This is a genomic window from bacterium (genome assembly GCA_004322275.1).
In the GTDB taxonomy this organism is placed as follows: Bacteria; Desulfobacterota; Deferrisomatia; order Deferrisomatales; family BM512; genus SCTA01.
Genome location: SCTA01000025.1, coordinates 26,155 through 47,881, shown reverse-complemented (window position 1 = coordinate 47,881; position 21,727 = coordinate 26,155). Strand labels below are relative to the sequence as shown.

Sequence of the window (21,727 nt, the reverse complement as noted above, 5' to 3'; positions counted from 1 at the left end):
ACCTTCATCCCGGTCGCCCCTTTCTCTTTCAAGTGGTTGATGCACATCTACCACTTTGGCACTTAGATGCCGTTCAGGAAAGGGGCGACCATCCCATTAGCGCTTCGCGCGAGAATGACGGGGAAGGCGGGGTGGTGCGTTACGCCGCTTTTGCGGCTAACGGCACCCTGCATTCCGAGGGCTTTTGTGGTATAAAAAGAAGGTACAACAAACCCGGAGAAAAATTCATGGGAATCCTGGACCTGAGGGGGCTCCCCTGCCCGGAGCCGGTAATAAAGACGAAGGAACTGCTGGAGAGCGCGGGGATGGGGGTTTTCACGGTGCTGGTGGATGACCTCGCCGCGAAGGAAAACGTCTCGCGCTTCGCGGCGAACCTCGGCTGCTACGTGAACGCGAAGGAACACGGGGAGGCTTACGAGATCACCATCGTAAAGGGTTTGACCTGCGAAACCCCGGAACAGCCCGCGACGATGGAGCCGGCGAAAAGCGCGATTCTCTTTTTGTCCGACACCCTCGGGGAAAACCCGGAGCTGGGCGCTATACTCATGCGCGCTTTTTTCGGGGCGCTGCCCAAGGCCACAGTACTCCCGGCGAAGCTGATCTTCCTTAATTCCTCGGTCCGGCTTACCACGGAAGGCTCGCCGGTTCTCGAAGAGCTTTGTGCCCTTGAGAAACTGGGGGTCGAGATACTGAGTTGCGGCACCTGCCTCGATTTCTTCGGCAAAAAAGAAGCTCTGAAGACGGGGAAGGTGACCAACATCTTCGACACCATCGAAACCATGACCGGCGGCTACCGGGTTACCACCATCTCCTGAAAGGGAAAAATGGAGAAGAAAAGACTTACTTCTCTCTCTCGCGCCTCGGGCTGAGGAGCGAAAATCGGGCCGGAGGTTCTGGCCGGAGTTCTTTCGGGGCTTAAAGTCCCGGCGAATGAAAGGGTGCTGGTGGGGCTTTCCACCGGCGACGACGCCGGGGTCTACCTTCTGGACGAAAAGACCGCCCTCGTGCAGACTCTCGACTTCATTTCCCCCGTGGTGGACGACCCTTTTCTCTTCGGTAAGATAGCCGCCGCCAACTCCCTTTCCGATGTCTACGCGATGGGCGGAAAACCGCTCACGGCGATGAACATCCTGTGTTTTCCCGCCTGCGACGTGGAAAAAGAGGATATCTCGGCGATTCTGGCGGGAGCGCTGGAAAAAATTCTCGAAGCCGGGGCCGCCCTCGTCGGCGGCCACACCGTGGAGAGCCGGGAGCTCTTCTTCGGCCTCTCCGTCACCGGCACGATAAACCCCGAGAAACTCTTCACCAACCGGGGCGCAAGACCCGGCGACCTTCTCGTTCTGACCAAGCCGCTCGGCGCGGGGATGGTCGCCACCGCCGTAAAGGGAGGTCTCGCGAAGCCCGAACACGCCGAAAAGATGGCGCTCTCGATGGCGCGGCTGAACCGCCTCCCCTCCGAGTCGATGGCGCGCCACGGCGCGACCGCCGCCACCGACGTGACGGGTTTCGGCCTCGCGGGCCATGCCCTCGGCATCTGCCGAGAGAGTTCCGTAGACATCCTCATAAACTGGGAGAAAGTTCCCATGCTGCCGGGCGCGAAAGAGGCCTGGCAGGCGGGGCTCGTGCCCGCCGGGGCTTACGCGAACCTCTCTTCCTACGCCAAAAAGATCGTCAACGAAAGGTGCGACTCCGCCGAGACCAGCCTTTTCGCCTGCGACCCGCAGACCTCCGGCGGTCTTCTTATAGCGATACCCGAAGAGGGCGCGAAAAGGGTTCTGGAAGAGATCGGCGGAGAATTTCCCGAGAGCGCGGTTATAGGAAGGGTAATGGCGGGCGAGGGATTATTGCGGATCGAGTAGGAAGCCTGACGAAGTAAACCCGAGAAAAGACGAAGTTTGTCGTCAGCAGGTGTATCTTTCCCTGGAATAGTCGGAGATGCGGTCGTTGATGTAGATCGAGAGTCTGGCGAAATCGGCCTCCTCGACATCGAGAAATTCCGCTCCGCAGTTAAAGGAGCCTTCTTCGTTGGTGTATTCGTAGAGAATCTTGGCCACCGCGCTCACTTCATCCCCTTCGAGGTCGAGGTAGAGCATCACCATTCTTCCGACCCCTATCTTCATCGGGGTGGAGACGAGGCAACCTCCGAGGCCGAGTTCGCGAACCTCCGCGCTGTCCGGCACGCCGCCGGTTATCGGCGCCGACATTCTGACCCTCGCCTGAGTCTTGATTCTTTGAAATCTTCTTTTCACGGCTGTGTCTTCCATGTTTCCGTCCGGTGCCTGCTGTAAACCCACTCTATAACTATTCCACACATTGAGCAGATTTTCAACCGCGCCGGGCGAGGTTAAGTCTTTTACATCGAGTAACTGCCGAAAATTCGATTTCGCCTGACGTTTCCTCTTGATTAACTTATCGACCGTATTTGAGAAAAAATTAACTTATTTTTTTGCCGAATTCGCCTTCTCAAAACGGTCGAGGTCTATAGATATCTCCTGTCGCAGTATAACCTTGCCGGTTGAGGTCACAAGATAGAGCGTCGGGGTTTTCGCGACGTTAAGCGGATCCGCCGCTACCATCGCCCCCTTCTCGAAGCGGTCGAGGACCACGGTGTACCCGGGCCTGACATCGTCGAGAAAAGCCTTTACAGCGTTCTTGAAATTTTCGCCGTCAACGTTTACCGCGTAGAACTTCGTTCCCCGCGACGCCTCCGAGGAGGCGTATTTCGCAAGCTTCGGCATCACTTCCTTGCAGTTCGGGCAAAAGACCGACCAGAAAAATATGAGGACGTTTCCCCCGTCACCGTTTCTTGTGATTACGTATTCCTTCCCGTCCCAGTCGCTGAGCCGTATCTCCGGGAGGGTTTTGGGATAGTCGGCTGCCCGGGCGGGAAACCCCGACAAGAGTAGGCAGGCGGCCAAAAAGACCGCAGCAGCGAGGCGAAAAGACGCCCTTGGGCTCATCGTCATCCTTATTTGCCCTGATCGGTGGAGATTCCGAGCGACTTCAGGGTCTCTTTCAGGGAATTCGCCGTATCGGTGTAATAGGTGGTCGCGGCGTAAATAACCTTTCCGTCCCGGTCGATGACTATGCTGGTCGGCAGGGCGGCTATGCAGAGCTTTTTGTAGGCGTCGAAATCCTTGTCGAGGATGATGGGGAAGGTCAGCCCCATCTGCTTGACTTCCACCTTCAGCTTTTCGACGTGCTGGGGGGAAAGCATCTTGGTCTCCTGGTTCACGGCCAGAACGACCAGATCCCCGTTGGCCCCGGCGAAGTTCTTCTGCAGGTAGGCAAGCTCGTCCATGCACCTCGGGCACCAGGAGGCCCAGAATGCGAGCATGACCACCTTGCCCCTGTAGTCGTTGATGCTGACCTTTTTGCCTTCGAGGTCGTAAGCCCAGAATTCGGGCATCTGCTGCCCGGTCCCGATGCAGAGGGCAAGAGAGGCGGACGGGAGCAAGAGGGTCAGGAAGAGCAGCACCAGCGCGAAGCGGAAATTCTTTTTCATTTTTCCCTCCATCTATCGCACGCCCGAAGTAGCGGGCGAGACCTTGTGGCAATTATCGCAGGTTTCCGACGGTTTTTCTATCTTACTTCCCGGCGGGGTCAAAAAGAGGAACTTATGGTCGTGAACGGAGTACCCTCCGGTGGATTTCGCCACCCTCGCCATGTGGCAGGAGGTGCAACCGGTGGACGCCATCCGGTGCTTTTTGTGCACGGCGGTCTTGCCGGGAAAATCCCTGTGGCAGCTCTGGCAGTACTCGGGGATGGACATCAGGGGCTTTACCTCTTTTTTCCCCCTCGACCGAAAATCGTTGCAGGCGCTGCACGCCACTCCCCTCGCCTCCAGCACCGTGGTCTTCCACCACTCGTACTGTCTCCGGCGGTCTTCATAGCTGCCGTCGCCGTAAAAGGTGTCGTCGGACTGGCCGGATTTGGGCATCAGCCCCTTGAAGTAGAAGGAGAGATCCTGCCCCGGAAGATAGCCGAGGGGAAACTGGAACTGGCCGCTCACGTCGTGGCCGGTGGTGTGGCACGCCTGGCATATCATCTCCCTGCGCTCAGCGGTGAGGCGGGCGGGGTTCACTATCGGGGAGCTTCCGCCGCTCCCGGCGTGGCTCCTGCCGGGGCCGTGGCAAGCCTCGCAACCTATCCCCGCTTCAACGTACTTCGGCTTTTCCTCCATAACGAAGCCGGTGGTGTGGCAACCCTGACAGGAGAGGCTCCAGGGCTTGTCCTCCCAGGCCATCGTCTCCCACCCCCCCGCCTTCATGTTCCACCCCTTGCCCTTGACGTAAAGCTCCCCGTCCGTTTCTTCGACGTACTGCTGCTTCCAATGGCTTCCGAGGACCAGAGAAACCTCCTTCAGCGGGAGGGGGGGATTTTTGGAGAAGTCGCCGGCGACCGCCGAAGGCTCTTCGCGCGCGTCCCTCACCATCCGCGCATGGGGGGTCTTTTTCCACTCGCCGTAGATATCCGCGTGACAACCCTCGCAGCTCTTCGAGCCGATGAATTCCTCGAAACGCAGCACCTCCCAGAGGGGGGAGCGCGAGCCGAGGGTTTTCATGTCGTGGCAGAGCTTGCAAAGCTGCCCTTCGTCGTTGGGAAGGCGCAAAAAGTAGGTCCGGTGCTTTTCCCCGGCGGTGAAAAAGTTCCTGAGCCGAAGAAAAAAAGGCTCGGCGACGTAGGGCGTCTCGCTTTCGCTTTCCATGTGGGGATCGTGGCAGGTGGCGCAGGTCATCGCCCCCTCTTCCGAGAGGTGGATTCCCTCCGGGAGCTTCATCTCGGGGCGTATCTCGACGGGATGGGTTCCGAAGACCATCTTCCGGTCGTGACATTTGAGGCAGAGACTTATCACGTCGGCGTTCAGGGAGACAGGTTTTGCGGGCGCGCCGCTCCCCTCCTTTGTTACGTGGCATTCCTTGCAGTACTCCGGGTCGCGAAGCCGCTCGTGCGGGTCCTTGGCGAGCGCCGGGGAGCAAAGAAGGATGAGGGCCGCGAGGGCGAGAACGACTGTGCGCATTTCAGATGCGGAAGGCGGAGATCTTCTCATCGAGGGCGTTCAGACGTTCCCGGAGGCGGGCCCTGTCGGTTTCACCCTCCTCCAGCTCCTTCCCGAGCGCCTCCTTCGCCTCCCGTATCCCGGCCACCTTGTCCCGGAGGGAATGGGTGAGGTTGTTCATTACGTCGTTAAAGACCAGAAACTCGTCGTCCTTGCGGAGCTTCGTTTCGAGCGTGAGGTCTCCGCCGCTGATCTTGTCGAGGTTGACGCGCACCCGGTAAAGGGGGCCGACTATCCGGTGGCTCTCGTAAAGGGTGAAAAAGATTATAGGGGCCGTGACGAGGGCCATCGAGGCGAGCGAAGCGCCGAGAACCGCCTCCCAGAAGACCTCCCAGCTCTCGCGCACATCCTGGTGGGCGAGGTAGTAGGTCCTGTCGAACTGGTAATTTCCGAATTTGTAGAGAAAAATTCCGGTGAGGGCGGTTCCGACGACTATAACCGCCAGAACTTTTAATATGAACTTGATCTGGAATTCTTTTTCGATGAGCAGCTTGCGGCGCACGATGGAAAACATTTCATCCTCCAAAAAGACGGAGTGAAATTTACGTTCCCCTTATACTACCGCACGCGCGGACTTCCCACCCCCCATTATTTTTGCCGGAAACGGCGAAAAGAAGCCGGGGCAGCCTTTGCCCCGGCCTTTTCGCTGCTTTGATTCTTACTTGCACTCGCACTTGCCCGAAGACCGGGCGAAGCGGGAGGCGGCCGTCTTGCGCTTTTCGTAGGCGTCGCGGCAGATGTTCACGTCCTCAAGGAAGAACTCCAGCTCTTTCAGGAGAAGCGCCTGAGGGCCGTCACAGAGGGCGGCCTCGGGGCGGGGATGGAAATCGACGATGAGCATGTTGGCCCCGGCGATTATGCCCTGCGCCCCCGCGTGCTGGATGTCCAGCAGTCCGTCGGGAGCCAGAACCTTCTTGCCCACCGAGTGGGAAGGGTCGATGCAGACCGGCAGGCGGGTCAGCCTTTTCACCACGGGGACGTGGGCGAAATCGACGAGGTTCCGGTGCGGGTCGCCCAGGTTCGTCTTCATCCCGCGCAGGCAGAAGATGATGCGGGAATTGCCGTTGCTGGCGATGTACTCGCAGGCGTTGAGGGATTCCTCCAGGGTTATCCCCATCCCGCGCTTGAAGAGGACGGGAAACTCCGTCTGCCTTCCGACGTGCTTTAAAAGCTCGAAGTTCTGGGCGTTTCTGGTCCCTATCTGGACGATGACCCCGGTAGGGTCGCCCGCGCTGCGAAGAGCATCCCTTATCTCCTCCAGCTGGGATTCGTGGGTGACCTCCATCGCTATCGCCTTTATCTTGTATTTACCGGCGAGCTCGAAGACGTAGGGGAGGCACTCCTTGCCGTGGCCCTGGAACTCGTAGGGCGAAGTCCGGGGCTTGTAGGCGCCCATGCGGGTAGTATCGAGACCCGCGTCCCGGAGCGCCTTCATCATCATCTCGACGTGCTGACGGGTATCGACGGCGCAAAGGCCCGCGAAAACGTGGAAGGAATCCTGATGGAACTTAAGGCCCTTGTACTCGAATCCCACCGCGTCCACCTGCCCCTCGTGGCTCCCGATAATCCTGTACTTCGAGCTCACCCTCACCACCTTCTGGACGAAGGGAAGTTCCTCGAAGGGAGCGGTGGGCACCTGCAAGGTCGGCCCGAAGACGTAGACCTCGCTTATGGTCTCTATCGCGCCCTTGACGTTGTGGGTGCTGAGGGTGAGTCCGGGGTAGCGGGCGGCGACCCCTTCAAGCTGCTTTAATTCCGGCGACCCCTTTTTGAGCTGGTTTTTGAGTATTACTATCATCTTTTCTCCTTTTTTGGGGGGCGCGCAAACAAAACCGGCAAAATAAAAAACGGCCACCGGCTTTTGCTTTCGCGTCCGCCCGTGGCCGTTGTTTTGTGGTTTGTTATCGGTTTTTCCCGCTCAAACCTCCGCCGGCCGGGCAGACTTCGTAAAGAAGCCCCCAAAAAAGAACCAGCCGGAAAAATAAAAGCGGGAATAAGTTTTCATCGTTGGTGAAATATATACCCTTCGATTCATCATTACAAGATTTACAAAAGTGTGTAGGGCGGGGCTCGACCCTTAACCCCGTCATTCCCGCGAAGGCGGGAAACCAGTGACTTTTGTGTGCTTCGCACTTTTACAATTTGCGGGGCTTGGCGCACCCCGCACCCGCGCCCCACTTTTTGTCGAAAAAGTGGGGCAAAACTCGGCCCGGAAGGAGCCGCTCGCTCTTCGAGCGACCGGTCGCTGCGGCGGGGGCGTGAGGGGGCACCCGTTCGCTACGCTCGCTAAGACCCCCCCGCCGCCCTTTCCGCCTTAAGCTCCCTGCGTCACCTACGGGCCACGGGGAGGACGAAAGAGGAAGCCGGACAAGAGGAATGAGGCGTCCGCTAACGGCGCGGAATCGTCATATTCCCCGATTCGGTCAACTTCTTCGCGTGCTCCTTCAGCCCTATCCTCTTTATCTGCCTTATGCACTCGGCGCGGTCGGAATTAAAGAGCATCCCGAAGGCGCGGGCGATGAAGTTGTCAAAATCCCGGCACTCCCTGGGATCGGCGAATTTTTCGCACTCGGCGCAGGTCTTGTAGCCGTTGCCGAGGCAGCACAGGCGCACCTTGCACCAACTCGCCTTTTCGTTTTCGGCGCAGCCGGGGCATTTCTTATCCTTGTACTTGCGGCAAAGGGAGCAAAGAAGGCCGCAGAAGGCGACAACGTACTCTTCCTTCGGCTTTTTGTCCTGAGCCAGAACGTCATAAAACGGCGGCGCGGATTCCAGGGAGCCGAATTCGTCCTCGATGCGCATCTTTAGCCGCAGGGCGTGGGTTGAGGTGGCGCTCGCCAGTTCCTCGCAGACCGAAAGGTTCTTGCCGAAAGAAGGGCTTTCCAGCAGGGAAAACGCCTTGCCGTCGATCAGCGAAGTTTCCAGCGAGTAGGCGATCATCAGGGCGCCGCGAAGGGATACGGAGCCGGCTTTGGCCTCCGACGTGTGGCCTTCGACCTCCCTTATCGCCTGAGCGATCATCTGCGCGCTGACGCCTGCGTCCTCCCTGACCTTTACCTTCCCGACCTTTGCCGATTCGAGGAGGGTATTCGCCCACTGATGGTGCTGCTCCTCCTCCTCGGCCAGCCCCTCCCAGAGGGAGCGCTCTTCGGGAAACTTCTCCGCGTACGTCCTGTAAAGCCTGCCGACGGCAAACTCCATCGCGGCCAACTGCTCGATAATCCTTAGATTTTGCGTACCCATTCCCGCAACTCCGAATAAAATCGCCCCAAAATCCAGGGCGCACTTTCAAAACCCTTTGAATATACTTCCGGGAGGGTGGGATGCCAAATGAATTTGAAAGGCGTGTTTTGGCGTCGCGCATCGCAATAGCCTTTAACAGCCAAATATTGTGTTTTTTACAAATTCGGTTAACAATACGGGAGATTTGACCGTAAAGACCGCAGGTCAGGGAGGACAGATGGGCAAGCGCATTGGCGAGATGCTACTCGATTACCAGTTGATCTCGAAAAACCAGCTTGAAGACGCTATGGCCGAGCAGCGAAGAACCGGCGACAAGCTTGGCGACATCATCATCAAACGGGGCATGGTCAGCGCCGACGATCTTGAATACATCCTCTCCCGGCAGTTCGCCACCCCTTCTCTAAATCTGCACAATTACCAGCCCTCTCCCGAGGCGCTCTCCCTCATCCCCAACTGGTACATGAAGAAGAATCTTGTAGTCCCGGTGGAGCTTACCGAAAAGGCCCTCACGGTCGCGATGGCCGATCCGAGGAACTTCAAGCTCATCGACGAGCTTCGCTTCATGACGGGAAAGCGCATCTCTCCCGTTGTCGCCTCGGTCTACAACATAAGGGACGCGCTCATCCGCTTTCTGGGCGAAAAAGTCGAGGAAGAGAGCGACGACGAGGGGGAGGCGCTCCGCGAGGGGATGGATCTTCTCACCGACGGCGAGGAGTTCCAGCCGAGGGTCGAGGATATCCTCACCCAGGCGGCCTCGACCCCCAATTCGGAGACCGCCAGAAGAATTCTCGCGACGATGGCGCTCGAAAAGCTCTCCCACCTGCACTTTTTAAAGAAGCCGAGCAAGATAGAGATAAGCGCGAGGGTCGGCGGCGTCATCGAGAAGACCTACCGCTCCGCCCGCCACCCGATGCTCAACGTAATCTCCATCCTCAAGGTCCGCGCCGGGGTCTACTCCGCCGAGGGCTCCCCCTTCGAGGGGGCTTTTACCGCGAAAATAAACCAGAACCATTACCGCTTCACGATTTCGGGGCTCCCCACCCACGAGGGCGAGCACCTCGTCCTCTCCTGCGTCAAGGAGCCGGACGCCGAGACTCTCACCCTCGCCGACCTCGGCTTTTACCCAAACATGCTGGCCAACTACAAAAAAACGATCGCCCGCAAGCACGGGCTGATACTCTACGTCGCCCCCTCCCTGAACGGCGTCACCACCACGATGTACGCGACCCTAAAAGAGGTGATGAAGCCCGATTCGATCGCGATATCCTACGAGCGCGACTCGAAGGCCAGGCTGCCCGGCGTACTCCAGGTCGACCCCGACCTCTCTCCAAACGTCGAGCAGGGAGAAGGGCTGCGCATCCTCCTCAGCCAGGATTCCGACTATCTCCTCATAGACGACGTATCCACGCACATGGCGATGCGCTCCGCCGTTCACGCCGCCCTCGGGGGGACGCTGGTTCTCGCGAGGGTAAAGGAGAAAAGCGCCCTCGGCTTCGTCGTCAAGATGGCCAACTCCGGCGTATCCCCGGCGATACTGGCCTCGGCGCTCGTCGGCGTCGTCGGCCAGAGGCTCGTCGAAATGCTCTGCCCTGCCTGCGCCAAACACTACGAACCTGTCGAGCAGATTCGGAACGAACTCGAAAAGCTCACCGGCATCGAAGACCCGCTCCTCCACCGCGCGCCGGGCTGCAAAAACTGCGGCAAGACCGGCAGGGTCGGCAACCTCGGCATCTTCGAGTTCTTCCCGGCGGGCAAAACCCTCCAGAAAATCATCATGGACCCGCCCCCCGCAAGCGCCGTAGAAGAAGTCGCCCGCAAGGCGGGGCTCAGGCTCCTGATACAGGACGGGATGATGAAAGCATTGGAGGGGAAGGTTTCTTACGAGCAGGTACACGCCTCTTTATAAGTTAAAACGTGCTGCGAGCCCCGTTTACTTCGTCGCGTGCTCACTCAAGGGCTCGCCGTAGCGCTGCTACTGCCTCGCCCTCTCGTTGCGCGGCTCCTTGTAACCGTGGCTTCTCGCGACGTTTTTTTTGTGCATCCTCTTAAAAGAACCATCGAATTTAACAAGTGGAAATCCATTCATTTTTGAGATACGCAGGTCTCTCGATTCACTAGACTCTGAGAGGAGTTGTATAATGCCTACTTCTCCACAAGAGGTCCGCCGACAACACTACATTCCAAAGATGCTTCTGAAGCGTTTTGCATCACGCACTCGCAAAAAAAACAGTTTGGTCTGGTGCTTCAGTAAATCAAAAGAGCCTTTTGAGCCAAACATAAATAATGTAGCAGTATCTGCGTGGTTTTACGGCAAGGAAGGCGATATCGAGAACTTCTTGTCGAATATGGAGAACAGGGCCAGTTTAGCCATCGACGCTATTCTCCATCATGGTGACGACCCAAATAATCATTTAGACAGTATTATACCCTTCTTATGGCTCATGCATTGGCGGACCTTATCGCTCCGCGAAGCGGGCGTTGTATCTGGTTCCCTTTTCATGGAAAGCATGGGTCAAACCATGTTCGGGCAAACAAATAATGCTTTGATGGAGAGACTTCTACTCCTTGAGCTTGAAACTAACCTTGATTCTTATCTGAAAGATTTTCCTCAAACGCATCATAGCACGATAAAAGCTCTTCTATCGAACCCAGAGACCAAAACAAAAATGATAGCATTTTTAAGGGATCATGCGATCCCTGTCATGGGACAACATTGGGCTGGTGTTTGTGATCGTATGCCTGAGCAACTTAAGGATAGTATAAGCCAATCCATGAATGGCGCTGTGCGAGAAATGATTAATTCGGGCAAAACACATCCAGACAACTTTGTCCCATCACGGTTGCGCATTCAAAGAGATGCTTCAAACAGCTTTATACTTGGCGATTCTTGTATTTTTTGTTCTGATGCCGATGGAAAAGTGTTTGGCGTATCGAGGGCTAGAGAAAAAGATTGGTCTGAAATCTACTTACCGATATCAGATAGCTGCGTCTTGATTGCTGAACGGGGCGATACCAATGCAAAGCACAGCTTTTCAACGCAGGAGATAAATGAGTTATCGGCTAAGATGTCCACTGAGTGCATATTTGCATCCGATAGAAAACACTTGCCACTTTCTAATTTTATCGGGCAAATGAGCCTTTTAATGGATGCTACGGAAGTTAATGAATTGTCCGAAAATACGCTCCGGGATCTCTTGAACGAGCGACTTGAAAAGATTAGAAGGTAGCCATGGTTTCGGCCCGTCAACTTAAAATATTTAATTAATTCTATACTTGCGGGGCTATCCGCCCCGCGCCCGGACCCCATCTTCTTTTAGCGCCAAAAGAAGATGGGGGAGAAGAAAGGCGCGCCCCCTTTGCGCCAAGGCGCTCGTTCGTCGCTCGGCGAGCGCGCAAATCGCCACGGGCTCATGGCGCGCTCGGAACACCCTCGCTCCCTCACTCGCTGGCGCCGGAGGGCGTGGGGAACGAAAAGAAGGCTCGCAAATGAGCAAGGTTGTTTTTGCTCATTTGCTCGAAGGTAATTTGTTTACAACTATCTCCAAGAATACGTGCGTTAGCCGCAGGCGTAACGCACCACACCCCGTCATATTTCTCTTGGTGCGTTACGGCTAACGCCTAACGCACCCTACATTGGATACGTGTAAACGAACTACCTTCGAGTCCAAAAACATTTCGTTAATTCGTTTTTGGACGAGCCTTCATTTCGTCCTCCCCGGGGCCCGTACGCGGCGCAACGAGTGGAGGCGTCGGGCCGGCGCGGGGTCTTAACGGAGCGAAGCGTAGTGGGTGCCCCGTACGGCCCAGCCGGAATGAAGTGGTCGCTCGCAAGAGCGAGCGACGAGTCCGGGCTGAGTTTTGGGCCACCTTTTGCTCATTCAAAAGGTGGCTAGGAGCGCGAGGCAGAGCCTCGCAAGTTGTAGCCCGATGGGCTAAAGCCCATCCTACATAAGCACTCAAAAATAATTTGAGGTTTTGTCGGCTTTCGTTCCTCAAGCGCGACCTACATTTCCCATAAAAAAGGGGAAGGTTTCAGCGATTCCCCTTTTTCACCATATCGAACCGGAAAGTTACCCTATCGCGGATTTCCCCGTTTCACCTGTCCTAACCCTTACACACTAAGGCAGCCGCTCCCTGGCCTTTTTTGCAGCGGGGACAAGACAAAAAAAGGCCGCACCCTTCGGCGCGGCCTCTGCGTTGTTCAAATCCTCCCGGCCCCTTTATCCTTCCGGCGCGGCGGGCTCCGGTTGCTTCGCAGCTTCCTGTTTTACCTCCTTACAGGGCAAAAGCAGGTAGCCTTTTTCGACGAGCCAGCGAAGTACGCCGGAGGGGATTACCGGCTGGCAGGTGAGTTCGGCAACCGTGGTGGTCCCGTCCCGCAAACCCTCGATAAGCCTCCCCTCCAGGCTCTGGTGGGTCCGCCGCTCCAGCCAGTCCTTGTAGACCAGAGATGCGCCGAGTACAGCGATTATCCCCATCACCATCCAGAATGTCTCTTTGCCTATCTCTATCTTGAAGGTCTCGAGGGTCAGCTTTATGCCGACGAAAAATACTATCTGGTAGGCAAGGTCCTCCATCTTGGGAAGCTTTTCGAGCAGCGTGATGAACATGTTCGCCGCGAAACGCAAACAGATTATCCCCAGAATCCCTCCGGCCCAGACGATTATGAGCTTGTCGGTCATTCCCACCGCAGCCGTTATCGAGTCGATGGAAAAAGCGATATCGGTAAGCTCAACCGCAATCACTGTGCGCCAGAAGCCTGCCTGCGCCTTCGGAGGGCCGTGATAGGCGTCCTCCATCGAGACGAAGAACATGTGACGCATTGAGAGGTAGAGCAGATATCCCCCTCCGAGCAGTTTGAAAATCCACAGGTCCATAAGGTAGGCGGCGAAGACGACGGCAAGAGCGCGAAAGACGAACGCCCCTACAATGCCGTACAAAAGAGCCTTCTTCTGCTGGTGGCAGGGGAGCTCGCGGACCAGGATCGCGAGCACGAGGGCGTTGTCTACCGACAAAATGCCTTCGACCATCGCAAGGGTGAACACCGTGAGCAGATCAACGGGCGCAAGCGCGGCGAACTCGGCTCCAACCCTTCCAAGCATATCTAATTCCATCAAAGCCTCCGGTAACCAGAAAATTTAAACACGACAAAATTTCTGCCGCGAAAGTGAATGTTAGCTCTTATCAGGACGAGAAGAAACGATAAAAAACCGGATTTTCCGCCGTTTCAAAGGGGCGGTGTTGAAAACCTGTTGATACATTAAAACTCGGTTTGAAAACTTTAGAGAAAAACGAGCGCTAATTACAAGTTGCCGTAATTACTGGATTATTTTATTGCACATTTTGTGTGCACTGCCCGGTATTCTCCTGTTTTTCCATATCCGCTGCCGCGCCCTGAAAGTTTTCGGCAGGTTTTCCACAATCGCCTGTGGAGACCTCCGGACAAGGCGCACCCGATACATGCCCGGGCTTGTGAAAGTTATTATAAAGACTGTATAAACCAAAATCAGACTCTTTCAAGGACCGTGGCCCTCCTCTGGGGGCCTCCGGGGGTGACGAAATCCGCCACAAAAGGCTATTTCAAAATCGTCCGGTATTTGTCATAATCCCCTGGTCTTTATGAGGGTTGCCGCCCCCATGAAAAAGCGGCTTTCGCTGATGAAATTAATCGCGGTCATTTCAGGCGCAACAACAAGCGCTTTTGCCCGGTATATATCGGGCGGTTCTATTGCGTCCGGGGTTCGCGGCGGTTATCCTTGGAAAGCCCTGACGATCACTCTCACCGGATGCCTTTTGATTGGCCTTCTTTGGGGACTGAGCGAAAGAAGCGGATGGTCTCCCGCGGCCCGCTCTTTCGTCTTCATCGGGATCCTTGGCTCTTACGCGACATTCAGTTCATTCGGGCTAGAGACGCTGCAACTTCTCCGCGAGGGACCATACCGGAGCCTGCCTTGCGTATCTCCTTGCCTCGAATACACGCGGCATCGCCCTTGTGTGGCCGGGCATGTCTCTGGTTAAACTTTTTCACGGCAGCCGGCGAGCCGGCTCAGGTTTTTTTGAGGAACCGGAATTGAAGATCAAGTTTTTAGCGCTGCTTTCACTTTTGCTTTTACCCCTGTCCGCGATGGCCGAAGAGCTCAGGACCGTTCCTTCTCTCGACGCCTACGTAGGTGCGGAGGGCTGCAAGGTCTGCCACCAGGACAAGTACGACGGGTGGAAAAAGACCTTCCATTCCACCGCCGTCAGGGACGCGAAGGCGGAGCCCTCGGCCATTCTCGGCGACTTTTCGGTGGAGGGGCTCGGTTTCAAAAAAGAAGAGGTTGAGTTCACCATCGGCGCCCACTGGAACCAGCGCTATATGAAGAAAATCGACAACGATTTCTACATACTGCCGAAATCGTGGTCGATCTCAAGCCGCCGTTGGGAGCCTTACAACGTCTGGGGCTGGAAGAAGATGCCCTACTCCAAATTCTGCATCGGCTGCCACGTAACGCGCTACGACCCGAAGGACGGCTCTTTCGTCGAGCATAAGATAGGCTGCGAATCGTGCCACGGACCCGGCAAGGGTCACGCCGAAACCGAGGGAAAGGGGCAGATAGTCAACCCCTCCAAGCTCGGCGGAGTCGAGATGGAGATGATCTGCGCCTCCTGCCACGTTCGCGGCAAGGACCCTTCCGGCGAATTCCAGTTTCCGATCGGCTACTATCCGGGGCGAAACCTTGCCGACTACTACATTCCCGCCAAACTCGAACCGGGGGAGCCCATCTCCGACTCCCTCCTGCGCCAGTTCCGCCAGTGGTGGGGCAACGCGGGCACGGAGGTCGCCGAGTGCGAGGTCTGCGGCCTCTACGGAAACGACGATTCCGGAAAGGCCAAGGCGAAGACCAAATCCCAGACGGAGTACTGCATGGGCTGCCACAAGTTCGGCGACAAGTTTTACGAGCACACGAACCACGCCAAGGAGACCAAATTCGACTGCCTCGACTGCCACAAGAAGGTCAGCGTGGTCACCGAGGACGACGCGGATGACAACGTCCACTCGATCTCCTACTTCCTTGTCCACAAGAAGACCTGTTACGACAAGGACTACACCAAAGCCTGCGTCATCTGCCATACGACCTGGAGCATAGACAAGGCCAAGGAACAGCTCTCTTCTTGGAAGGGCAGGGAGAAAGTCCACGACTGATAGCGTTACCGAAAACCATAAAAAGGGCTTCCCCCGGGGGAGCCCTTTTTTATTGGAATTCACCGGTAACTTATCGGCTATTTTGAACGTAGTAAAATACGGCGTGTGCCCGTTAGCCGCATCTTGGCGGCCGAGGGCGCTCTTGGGTGGGATGAGGGGAAGGGCGACAACCGGGGCTACCGCTGTAATCCTGTTTATAGCAGGGTTGCCGTTGTTTTTTTCAAAACTCATCTCTTTTTTTCTGCCGCCTTTAAAAAGAATCACCGAGCGCTATGAAACCGAAGGCACCCCTCTTTCGGCCCTGACGATAGCCGTCTTCGGCCTCCTTCCCCTTTTAGGGGCTCTGGAACTGCTCGATTCCACGGAATGCGACATCGCGGCCGTCTTCATGTACACCGCCCTCATCCTCGTCGCTTTCGCCTCTCTTCTTCTGCGTTATGACTTTATCGCCTCCTCAAAAGACGGCTGAAAGCTCCAAAATAAAAACGCCGCGTGCTATAATTCCTTCGCAAAAACGAACGGAGGACAGCCATGCTAAGAAGAGCGCTTTTGCTCGTTATTATCCTTTCGGCGGCGGATGCTTTCGGAGCGGACACCCCCTCTCTCGACAACCCGAAAGAGCGCTATATTAAAAACGTCACCCAGCTCACCGGCGAAGGGGACAACGGGGAGGCCTATTTCAGCTGGGACAGCTCGATGCTGATCTGGCAGTCGAACCGCGGGGGCCGCGGCTGCGACAAGATATGGACGATGAAGGCTGACGGCTCCGAAAAGAAGATGGTCAGCCCCGACCACGGCGCCAACACCTGCTCCTTTTTCCTGCCCGGCGACAAGAAAATCGTCTACGGTTCGACGGCGCACCTGCCGGAGGACTGCCCCCCCAAGCCCGACCTCCCCGGCAAGCACATGGTCTGGGCGCTCTTCCCCTACGACATCTTCATCGCCGACGCCGACGGCGGCAACCCCAAAGACCTCACCGCCGACAATCCCGAATACGACGCGGAGCCGATAGTCTCCAGCGACGGCAAAAAGATCGTCTTCGGCTCCAAACGCGGAGGCGACTTCGACATCTACACGATGGACGCGGACGGCGGAAACGTCAAAAAACTCACCGACACCTACGGCTACGACGGCGGGCCGTGGTTCTCACCCGACGGCAAGAAGATAGTCTGGCGCGCCTGGCACCCGCAGACCCCCGAGGAAAAGGCGCAGTGGAAAGACTGCATGGACTTCAACTACATCTTTCCGATGCGGCTCGACATCTGGCTGATGGACGCCGACGGCTCGAACAAGGTGAGGCTGACCGACAACGGCGCGACGAACTGGTCGCCCTCCTGGCACCCCGACGGCAAGAGGATAATCTTCAGCTCGAACATGGACGACTGGCGGGCGGACATAGGAAAATTCGGCCACAATTTCGAGCTTTACCTGATGAACGCCGACGGAACCAACCTCAAAAGGCTCACCTACAACGACACCTTCGACTCCTTCCCGATGTTCTCCCCCGACGGAAAAAAGCTCTCCTTCTGCTCGAACAGGAATCCGCAGAAGCCGAGAGCGACCGACGTGTTCATCGCCGACTGGAGGGAGTAGCACTTCCGGCTTCCTCTTTCGGCGAATGGCTGCGTCGTTTCTCGGGCGCGGGTCTTGGCGTATTACGCGATACTGCCTTCGACCACGCGCCCTGCGGACTCCTTGCCCTTCGCCAAAATAGTTTGCCGGATTGAAAAGCGCTTCTCATCTGGCTCTCGCGACGTTTTTCCGTAGCCGTATGGTTATCTTATAATAGCCGTCACTCCCGCGCCCAGGCCTCGCCCCGGCGCGGTTTTTCCGTTCCCGGCGAGGAATCCCGCAGCGAAAAGGCGAAGCAGTAGCGGCGCTACGGCGAGCCCTTGAGCGAGGACATGACGACGCCGGGGGCGGAAAAACCGCGCCGGAAAAAATAATTAAAACCTTTGTAATCTTTTTTAAGGAGATAGCGTCTAAACAAATGAAGGAACAATAAACCTTCCCTGTTTTAGCCCGCCCGCGCCCTCCTGCGGAGCGGGCATTTTTTTGCCCTGATTTCGCGGAACCTTGCCTTTTCACCGCAAACGATTGACGAAAAACCGAAACGGCGCGACAATCTCTTGGTTCGCGGGCGATTTTCTTCAAAGCTGGGGAAAGGGGGCGAAAAAAGATGTGGGTGAGCTTTCTGGTCTCCTTCGGGGGAGTCGCCGCCCTCGCCTCCGCCGCAGCGGCGTACCTTCTCGCCAGAGGGCGCGACGCCCCGCGCTTCTGGCCCGTTGCCTTTCTTCTCCTCTCGCTGAGGTATCTGACGGGAATCCTCTCCCTTAACTTTTATTCCTCGCTGCCTGCGGGGCTTCTCCAGACTCTCGGCGCGCTCGCCCTTCTTTTTTTCGCGCTCGGAAACCGGAGGTTTCAGGGCGTCAAACCCTCTCCCGTTTTCCTTGCGCTCCCCGCCGCGCTGGTCCTGTGGGGAATCGCAGCAAACCTGTTGGGGCTCTCCCCCTCCGCCTCCTCCCTTCCCGTTTACCTCTGTGCGTTTATCGTCTCCGCGAGCGGTTTTTTGCCTTCCCCGAAAGGGGGAGCCGGAAGCTCTCTTGTCATCCGGTGCGACGGACTGACCGCCGCGCTGTCACTCCTCGGCCTTGGACAGCGCTTCATTACGGGATGGGACGGCGCGCTGATTTTTATCGTCACCGGAGGCTACCTCTGCCTCGGCTTTCTCATCTTTCGCGCAGTGGGCGAAAGGGCGGCGGCAAAGCTGCTTTCGAGCGCGGAGGCTTCTCCTTCCGGGGTGCTGCTGGCGGATTTCGGAATGAGGGTGGTCTTCGCGAGCGGCGGCTTTTGCCGGGCGACGGGAAAAGAGCCCGATGAAATTCTGGGAGCGCCGGCCGCCGGGCTTTTTTCAGGCAAAGACCGCGAAAAATTTTCGGAGTGGGTCTCCGGGGGGCGGGGCGGCGCCCTTACTCTGGAAAAAGAGGGCGGGAAGACCCTCCGGCTGAGCGTCGCCGACTCCTTTTACGGCTACTTTTTCTTCCTTAACGTAAACGGCGAGGGAAACACCCGGAAAATAAGGGAGGAGCTGGAGGGGGACGCTTCCCTCGTCATCGACCCGGAGAGCGGGCTTGTCCTCTCCGCGAACAGGGAGGCCCAAAAACTCTTCGGCCTCGGTAGCGAGGAGCTTCTCTCCAGAACATTCTGGAGTTTCGCCAGGGCGGGAGGGTCGGGCGAGTTGCGGGAATCGGTGGCGGGATTTACAGAGGGGACCCCGCCCTTCAGGTCGGTTTTTTCAGGGAAGTCGGGCGAGTTTGAAGGTCTCGTCAGGGCTGTCTGGATAAAGACGGCCTCCGGGGAAGCCCTCAGGGTGGTTATCGGCGGGGTAAGGCAAAAGGGATTTTTTTCGGAGGAGATATACGCGGCGGGGGTCGCCCACGACCTCGGGAACATCCTCCAGACCATCGTGGCCTGCTGCGACGAGGCTCAGGGGCAAAAAGACGAAGAAGCCCTTTATGCAGCGAGGGAAGCGGCCCTCCGGGGCGGGGAAATCGCAAGGCGGCTTTCAAAACCCGGCAACGGCGCAAAGGGCGAAAAGAGTGCGGTTTCACTTTCCGCACTCCTCCCCGCCGTCGCTAAAATTCAAAAAAAGGCGCTTCCGGGAAATGTCGCCCTCGAACTTTCCCTGGCGGAAAGCCTCCCTCCGGTAGCCGCCGACGGCTGCCACCTCGAACAGGTAATCATAAACCTGCTCCTTAACGCCCGCGACGCCCTCGGCGATAAAGAAGGCGGCGTCATAAGGGTCGAAGCGGCAAAGAGCGGGAGCGGGGTGTCGCTACGGGTCTTTGACAACGGCCCCGGCGTACCGCCGGGGGAGCGGGAGAGGATTTTCGAGCCCTTTTACACCACGAAACCCTCCGGCAAGGGTAGCGGGCTCGGGCTGGCGGTATCCAGAGTCCTCATCGAGCGGTGCGGCGGAACCCTTTCGCTCCTTCCCTCACCCTCCGGCACGCGCTTCGAGATAATCCTTCCCAGGCTTCGCGACAGCATCATCGTCGTCGATCCCGATCCTGTCGTACGCGCCCGCGTGAGCGACCTCGCCCTCCAAAGCGGTCTTAACGCCCTGCACTTCGTAGACGCGGAATCCGCGCTCGGGGAATTTTCAAAAAGCGGCGAAAACGTCTGCGGAGTGGTCACCGAGCTTCTGCTTCCGGGAGCGGGCGGGCGAAAGGTGATTGAGGCCGTGAAGGAACTTTCGCCAGAGTGCCGGATTCTCGTCCTCAGTTCCTGCGCCCTCGAAGAAGCCAGAGCTGGCGCGCTCGCCCTAGGCGCAAACGGTTTTCTCGAAAAGCCCCTTCCCGAAGCGGCGATTCTGAATTGGCTCTCCTCCCTCAATTGACACTTAAAATTTGAGACTTATGTTTATTCGTGCGCGGCACAGGCGACCTGCGCTTACACCGGGGCGAAAAGCCTCTTTGCTTTTTGTGGACGGCTAAAGAGCTATGGACGAACCCAAAAACGGCGGCTACCCCGGAGAAGCGCAAAAAGAAATTCCGGGGTGGCGCGAAGCGGCAAGCGCGGGGGATTCAAAGGGCGCCGTCTGGTCGCTCGTGCTCAAGGCCAGAGGAATACCTCACCGCATGCGCAGGCTCGGGCAAATTACCTCTATTTACGTCCTGCCCTCCGACATAGCCCGCGCCGAAAGGGAGATAGCCCTCTACGAAAAGGAAAACCTGGACTGGCCTCCCCCCGCCCTCCCCGCCGACGAAAAGCCCGCCGGGGACGAGCTTCTCTTCTCTGTGGCGGTGATGAGCGGCCTTGCGGTATTTCACGACCTCACCACCAAGCCTGTCTTTTCGCACCTCAGGGAGGCGGGCCGGGTCAGCGCCCTCAAGATATTCCTCTACGGAGAGTGGTGGAGGTCGGTGACCGCCCTCACCCTTCACTCCGGCTTCCAGCACCTCGGCGCGAACGCGCTGACCGGGGCTTTTTTTCTCGCCTGGCTCAGCAGGGAGGCGGGGATAGGCGTGGGATTTTTGTTCCTTCTCCTCGCCGGGGGGCTCGGGAACCTCCTCACCGTCTTCATCGAGGGCATGCCCCACTCCAGCATCGGCCTTTCCACCGCTGTCTTCGGCCTCATAGGCGGCCTTTGCGCCTTCGCCGCGCGAAGGAGAAATACGATCTCCTGGCGGCGCTGGCTGGCCCCTCTGGGGGCGGGCGCGGCCCTCCTCTCGATGATCGGCGGCCCCGGCGAAAACGTGGATTTCACGGCCCACATCGCCGGTCTTCTCTGCGGTTTTCTCCTGGGGCTACCCCTCGAACAGGTTTCAGGAAAGAATTTCTACCGGTCGCGCTGGCTGCAGCCCCTTGCGGGGCTTGCGGGATTGGCGCTCCTCACGGGCTCCTGGGCGCTCGCCTTCCTCTCAAAGTAAATCCCCCTAATTTTTTCCTGAAACGCTCACTCCTAGCTGATAGAATCTCTCCCTGAAATGACCGCTTCGGCCCGTTTTCGGGAGAGAACATGTCTCTTAGAAATATCCTCGTAATTCTTCTGCTTTTTCTGACGCCCGCCTTTTCGTTCGCAGGCGAGGGAGAAGACGCGCTTTCAAAGGGAAAGAACCGCCTTTTAGAGGGCGATTTCATCCTGGCCGAGGAGTATTTCGATCAGGCGGTGAAGATTGAGCCGCGCCTCAACGAAGAAGTCGGCGCTCTCTGGTTCGGGGAAGCCGAACTGAGGATTTCCAAAGGCGAATTCGACTCCGCCTCCGCGATGTTCTCAAAAGCGGTCTACTTCAACGGCGATCTCGCGCCGCGCGCGGGGGAGGCGCTTCTGGCGGCGGGAGCGGTGGTATCCGAAGAAAACGCGCGGATGAGGCTGGCGCACCGGGCCATACCCTTTTCGGGAGCTGGGGCCGTTCTCGCCTCCTCCCTCGGCTGGTACGAGAAGAGATTCGGTCCGGCGAAAAAAGTCGTGATTGAAAACCCCGGCTGGGTGACCCTCGGCGAGGTTGGGACGGGCGACACCCTCCGCTACCTCTCGGAGTTCCCCTTTCTGGAGCAGAACGGGGATATGATGAGGATAATGCCCGAGGCGGTCGAACGGGCGATGGAGCTTCGCTTCGATTCGGCACCCTCGGAGCTTATGGTATCCCGGCAGAAGGAACCCGCCACGGTTTACCTCTGGATAATCCCGGCGGGCAAGCCCCCGACGAACGGAGAGATGGCTAAATGAGGCTTTG

General features: G+C 57.5%; 19 protein-coding genes. 11 read left to right on the top strand and 8 right to left on the bottom strand.

Translation table 11 applies throughout. The features are described from left to right. The first annotated feature begins 227 nt into the window (after positions 1-227). Together yedF and selD are read left to right on the top strand one after the other, a co-directional pair. Positions 228-815 carry a sulfurtransferase-like selenium metabolism protein YedF gene (yedF, locus tag EPN96_08065; protein ID TAL16805.1) on the top strand — a complete coding sequence of 196 codons (588 nt, stop codon included), beginning with the start codon at positions 228-230 and terminating at the stop codon, positions 813-815. Positions 816-878: 63 nt separating this feature from the next. Then, positions 879-1,859, top strand: a complete 981-nt coding sequence (selD, locus tag EPN96_08060) for a selenide, water dikinase SelD (protein TAL16804.1) — start codon at positions 879-881, stop codon at positions 1,857-1,859. Positions 1,860-1,901: 42 nt separating this feature from the next. On the opposite strand, the gene EPN96_08055 is transcribed toward selD, so the two are convergent. From EPN96_08055 to EPN96_08025, 7 genes are all read right to left on the bottom strand, one after another. Beyond that, positions 1,902-2,264, bottom strand: coding sequence for a PilZ domain-containing protein (locus EPN96_08055; protein TAL16803.1), 363 nt, complete (start codon positions 2,262-2,264; stop codon positions 1,902-1,904). Between the two features lie 174 nt (positions 2,265-2,438). Further along, on the bottom strand, positions 2,439-2,966 hold the full coding sequence (locus EPN96_08050) for a TlpA family protein disulfide reductase (GenBank protein ID TAL16802.1): 528 nt from the start codon (positions 2,964-2,966) through the stop codon (positions 2,439-2,441). A 2-nt stretch (positions 2,967-2,968) separates the two neighbouring features. After that, on the bottom strand, positions 2,969-3,517 hold the full coding sequence (locus tag EPN96_08045) for a TlpA family protein disulfide reductase (GenBank protein ID TAL16801.1): 549 nt from the start codon (positions 3,515-3,517) through the stop codon (positions 2,969-2,971). After that, positions 3,518-5,050, bottom strand: coding sequence for a hypothetical protein (locus EPN96_08040; protein TAL16800.1), 1,533 nt, complete (start codon positions 5,048-5,050; stop codon positions 3,518-3,520). It lies immediately after the preceding gene. Next, entirely contained in the window at positions 5,022-5,573 is a 552-nt protein-coding gene (locus tag EPN96_08035) for a methyl-accepting chemotaxis protein (GenBank protein TAL16799.1), read from the bottom strand. The genes EPN96_08040 and EPN96_08035 overlap by 29 nt, the downstream gene beginning before the upstream one ends. 144 nt (positions 5,574-5,717) lie before the next feature. Continuing rightward, the gene (locus EPN96_08030; GenBank protein TAL16798.1) at positions 5,718-6,857 is read right to left on the bottom strand and encodes a 3-deoxy-7-phosphoheptulonate synthase; all 1,140 of its coding nucleotides are present in this window, start codon (positions 6,855-6,857) and stop codon (positions 5,718-5,720) included. Positions 6,858-7,447: 590 nt separating this feature from the next. Next, entirely contained in the window at positions 7,448-7,804 is a 357-nt protein-coding gene (locus tag EPN96_08025; GenBank protein TAL16806.1) for a DUF3795 domain-containing protein, read from the bottom strand. A gap of 715 nt (positions 7,805-8,519) precedes the next feature. On the opposite strand from EPN96_08025, the gene EPN96_08020 reads away from it, so the two are divergent. Both EPN96_08020 and EPN96_08015 read left to right on the top strand, forming a co-directional pair. Continuing rightward, the gene (locus tag EPN96_08020) at positions 8,520-10,208 is read left to right on the top strand and encodes a hypothetical protein (protein TAL16797.1); all 1,689 of its coding nucleotides are present in this window, start codon (positions 8,520-8,522) and stop codon (positions 10,206-10,208) included. A 232-nt stretch (positions 10,209-10,440) separates the two neighbouring features. Next, positions 10,441-11,529, top strand: coding sequence for a DUF4238 domain-containing protein (locus tag EPN96_08015; protein TAL16796.1), 1,089 nt, complete (start codon positions 10,441-10,443; stop codon positions 11,527-11,529). 993 nt (positions 11,530-12,522) lie between these two features. Here EPN96_08015 and EPN96_08010 read toward each other — a convergent pair. Further along, positions 12,523-13,416, bottom strand: a complete 894-nt coding sequence (locus EPN96_08010) for a hypothetical protein (GenBank protein TAL16795.1) — start codon at positions 13,414-13,416, stop codon at positions 12,523-12,525. A gap of 505 nt (positions 13,417-13,921) precedes the next feature. Here EPN96_08010 and EPN96_08005 point away from each other — a divergent pair. The 7 genes from EPN96_08005 (at position 13,922) to EPN96_07975 (ending at position 21,720) form a co-directional block, all read left to right on the top strand. Beyond that, positions 13,922-14,320, top strand: coding sequence for a CrcB family protein (locus EPN96_08005; protein ID TAL16794.1), 399 nt, complete (start codon positions 13,922-13,924; stop codon positions 14,318-14,320). Further along, complete coding sequence (locus EPN96_08000) at positions 14,307-15,488, top strand: hypothetical protein (GenBank protein ID TAL16793.1); 1,182 nt, start codon at positions 14,307-14,309, stop codon at positions 15,486-15,488. Before EPN96_08005 ends, EPN96_08000 begins: the two co-directional genes overlap by 14 nt. Positions 15,489-15,699: 211 nt before the next feature. Continuing rightward, entirely contained in the window at positions 15,700-15,957 is a 258-nt protein-coding gene (locus EPN96_07995) for a hypothetical protein (protein ID TAL16792.1), read from the top strand. Between the two features lie 62 nt (positions 15,958-16,019). Then, a complete protein-coding gene (locus tag EPN96_07990) occupies positions 16,020-17,081 on the top strand; it encodes a hypothetical protein (protein ID TAL16791.1) in 1,062 nt (353 codons plus the stop codon). Positions 17,082-17,667: 586 nt separating this feature from the next. Next, positions 17,668-19,887: a response regulator gene (locus EPN96_07985; protein TAL16790.1), complete on the top strand. Its 2,220-nt coding sequence runs from the start codon at positions 17,668-17,670 to the stop codon at positions 19,885-19,887. 103 nt (positions 19,888-19,990) lie between these two features. Then, positions 19,991-20,920: a rhomboid family intramembrane serine protease gene (locus EPN96_07980; protein TAL16789.1), complete on the top strand. Its 930-nt coding sequence runs from the start codon at positions 19,991-19,993 to the stop codon at positions 20,918-20,920. Positions 20,921-21,009: 89 nt separating this feature from the next. After that, positions 21,010-21,720 (top strand): hypothetical protein, encoded by a 711-nt coding sequence (locus tag EPN96_07975; GenBank protein TAL16788.1) that lies wholly within the window; start codon positions 21,010-21,012, stop codon positions 21,718-21,720. Positions 21,721-21,727: the final 7 nt, after the last annotated feature.